Raw genomic sequence first — 3,406 nt, 5'->3', positions numbered from 1 at the left:
AAAACAAAACCCCAACTGCTTTCGCAATTGGGGTTTCGGAATTTAATCTTGACGATGACCTACTCTCACATGGGGAAACCCCACACTACCATCGGCGATGCATCGTTTCACTACTGAGTTCGGGATGGGATCAGGTGGTTCCAATGCTCTATGGTCGTCAAGAAATTCGGCAGCCAGGTCGTTTGCCCTTACGGGTTCACGCTCCAGCAAATGGGTATGTGACAGCTCGGTGTTTTGTGAGTCGCAAACTTTCGGTTCGTTTCGTCTTCACACACCGCAACTTGGCCTTTCGACGCAAATTGCTTGGGTGTTATATGGTCAAGCCTCACGGGCAATTAGTATTGGTTAGCTCAACGCCTCACAGCGCTTACACACCCAACCTATCAACGTCGTAGTCTTCGACGGCCCTTCAGGGAACTCAAGGTTCCAGTGAGATCTCATCTTGAGGCAAGTTTCCCGCTTAGATGCTTTCAGCGGTTATCTTTCCCGAACATAGCTACCCGGCAATGCCACTGGCGTGACAACCGGAACACCAGAGGTTCGTCCACTCCGGTCCTCTCGTACTAGGAGCAGCCCCTCTCAAATCTCAAACGTCCACGGCAGATAGGGACCGAACTGTCTCACGACGTTCTAAACCCAGCTCGCGTACCACTTTAAATGGCGAACAGCCATACCCTTGGGACCGGCTTCAGCCCCAGGATGTGATGAGCCGACATCGAGGTGCCAAACACCGCCGTCGATATGAACTCTTGGGCGGTATCAGCCTGTTATCCCCGGAGTACCTTTTATCCGTTGAGCGATGGCCCTTCCATACAGAACCACCGGATCACTAAGACCTACTTTCGTACCTGCTCGACGTGTCTGTCTCGCAGTCAAGCGCGCTTTTGCCTTTATACTCTACGACCGATTTCCGACCGGTCTGAGCGCACCTTCGTACTCCTCCGTTACTCTTTAGGAGGAGACCGCCCCAGTCAAACTACCCACCATACACTGTCCTCGATCCGGATAACGGACCTGAGTTAGAACCTCAAAGTTGCCAGGGTGGTATTTCAAGGTTGGCTCCACGCGAACTGGCGTCCACGCTTCAAAGCCTCCCACCTATCCTACACAAGCAAATTCAAAGTCCAGTGCAAAGCTATAGTAAAGGTTCACGGGGTCTTTCCGTCTAGCCGCGGATACACTGCATCTTCACAGCGATTTCAATTTCACTGAGTCTCGGGTGGAGACAGCGCCGCCATCGTTACGCCATTCGTGCAGGTCGGAACTTACCCGACAAGGAATTTCGCTACCTTAGGACCGTTATAGTTACGGCCGCCGTTTACCGGGGCTTCGATCAAGAGCTTCGCGTTAGCTAACCCCATCAATTAACCTTCCGGCACCGGGCAGGCGTCACACCCTATACGTCCACTTTCGTGTTTGCAGAGTGCTGTGTTTTTAATAAACAGTCGCAGCGGCCTGGTATCTTCGACCGGCATGGGCTTACGGAGCAAGTCCTTCACCCTCACCGGCGCACCTTCTCCCGAAGTTACGGTGCCATTTTGCCTAGTTCCTTCACCCGAGTTCTCTCAAGCGCCTTGGTATTCTCTACCCAACCACCTGTGTCGGTTTGGGGTACGGTTCCTGGTTACCTGAAGCTTAGAAGCTTTTCTTGGAAGCATGGCATCAACCACTTCGTCGCCTAATGGCAACTCGTCATCAGCTCTCGGCCTTAGAATCCCGGATTTACCTAAGATTCCAGCCTACCACCTTAAACTTGGACAACCAACGCCAAGCTGGCCTAGCCTTCTCCGTCCCTCCATCGCAATAACCAGAAGTACAGGAATATTAACCTGTTTTCCATCGACTACGCTTTTCAGCCTCGCCTTAGGGACCGACTAACCCTGCGTCGATTAACGTTGCGCAGGAAACCTTGGTCTTTCGGCGTGGGTGTTTTTCACACCCATTGTCGTTACTCATGTCAGCATTCGCACTTCTGATACCTCCAGCAAGCTTCTCAACTCACCTTCACAGGCTTACAGAACGCTCCTCTACCGCATCACCTAAGTGATACCCGTAGCTTCGGTGCATGGTTTGAGCCCCGTTACATCTTCCGCGCAGGCCGACTCGACTAGTGAGCTATTACGCTTTCTTTAAAGGGTGGCTGCTTCTAAGCCAACCTCCTAGCTGTCTAAGCCTTCCCACATCGTTTCCCACTTAACCATGACTTTGGGACCTTAGCTGACGGTCTGGGTTGTTTCCCTTTTCACGACGGACGTTAGCACCCGCCGTGTGTCTCCCATGCTCGGCACTTGTAGGTATTCGGAGTTTGCATCGGTTTGGTAAGTCGGGATGACCCCCTAGCCGAAACAGTGCTCTACCCCCTACAGTGATACATGAGGCGCTACCTAAATAGCTTTCGAGGAGAACCAGCTATCTCCGAGCTTGATTAGCCTTTCACTCCGATCCACAGGTCATCCGCTAACTTTTCAACGGTAGTCGGTTCGGTCCTCCAGTTAGTGTTACCCAACCTTCAACCTGCCCATGGATAGATCGCCCGGTTTCGGGTCTATTCCCAGCGACTAGACGCCCTATTAAGACTCGCTTTCGCTACGCCTCCCCTATTCGGTTAAGCTCGCCACTGAAAATAAGTCGCTGACCCATTATACAAAAGGTACGCAGTCACCCAACAAAGTGGGCTCCCACTGCTTGTACGCATACGGTTTCAGGATCTATTTCACTCCCCTCTCCGGGGTTCTTTTCGCCTTTCCCTCACGGTACTAGTTCACTATCGGTCAGTCAGTAGTATTTAGCCTTGGAGGATGGTCCCCCCATATTCAGACAAGGTTTCTCGTGCCCCGTCCTACTCGATTTCATGACCAAGAGATTTTCGCGTACAGGGCTATCACCCACTATGGCCGCACTTTCCAGAGCGTTCCGCTAATCTCAAAGCCACTTAAGGGCTAGTCCCCGTTCGCTCGCCACTACTAAGGGAATCTCGGTTGATTTCTTTTCCTCAGGGTACTTAGATGTTTCAGTTCCCCTGGTTCGCCTCTTGCACCTATGTATTCAGTACAAGATAACCATCTTATGATGGCTGGGTTCCCCCATTCAGACATCTCCGGATCAAAGTCTGTTTGCCGACTCCCCGAAGCTTTTCGCAGGCTACCACGTCTTTCATCGCCTCTGACTGCCAAGGCATCCACCGTATGCGCTTCTTCACTTGACCATATAACCCCAAGCAATCTGGTTATACTGTGAAGACGACATTCGCCGAAAATTCGCAAAACTCTTAAGAGTCACTCACAAATTTTACCTTAGCCTGAGCCGTTACCAGTGAAAGTAACGTTCAGTCTATCTTTCTATCACATACCCAAATTTTTAAAGAACGATCTAATCAAAGACTAGAAATCAACATTCACCATCATCA

2 rRNA genes are annotated in these 3,406 nt (G+C 51.1%); both read right to left on the bottom strand.

Annotated features, from left to right (window positions below):
• Positions 1-46: 46 nt before the first annotated feature.
• Positions 47-162: ribosomal RNA gene (rrf, locus tag M5C71_RS33475) — 5S ribosomal RNA — on the bottom strand.
• 152 nt (positions 163-314) lie between these two features.
• Positions 315-3,205, bottom strand: a 23S ribosomal RNA gene (locus M5C71_RS33470).
• Positions 3,206-3,406: the final 201 nt, after the last annotated feature.

Origin of the sequence: Pseudomonas sp. MWU12-2345 (genome assembly GCF_023242385.1) — a bacterium.
Taxonomy (GTDB): Bacteria; Pseudomonadota; Gammaproteobacteria; order Pseudomonadales; family Pseudomonadaceae; genus Aquipseudomonas; species Aquipseudomonas gingeri_D.
Note: the sequence above shows the minus strand (reverse complement) of the source record. Positions and strands in the feature narration are given on the sequence as shown.